Here is a 394-nt window from a genome sequence, read left to right on the forward strand (position 1 = left end):
ACCCGAAGTCGGTGGGGTAACCGTAAGGAGCCAGCCGCCTAAGGTGGGACAGATGATTGGGGTGAAGTCGTAACAAGGTAGCCGTATCGGAAGGTGCGGCTGGATCACCTCCTTTCTAAGGATAATATGAAGTACTAAATACTTCATTAAAGGACGTTTCTGCATTTGTTTAGTTTTGAGAGAACTATCTCTCGAAACTTGTTCCTTGAAAACTAGATAATAATTGACAAGACATCATATAAACAAGTAAGTTCTTCTGATATTAACTTAGGTTAAGTTAGAAAGGGCGCACGGTGAATGCCTTGGCACTAGGAGCCGATGAAGGACGGGACTAACACCGATATGCTTCGGGGAGCTGTAAGTAAGCTTTGATCCGGAGATTTCCGAATGGGGG

2 rRNA genes are annotated in these 394 nt (G+C 44.7%); both read left to right on the forward strand.

The window, feature by feature from the left end:
• Positions 1–115: ribosomal RNA gene (locus M3610_RS27575) — 16S ribosomal RNA — on the forward strand; the annotation flags it as partial.
• A 155-nt stretch (positions 116–270) separates the two neighbouring features.
• Positions 271–394, forward strand: a 23S ribosomal RNA gene (locus M3610_RS27580); the annotation flags it as partial.

The organism is Neobacillus sp. MER 74 (assembly GCF_023714155.1).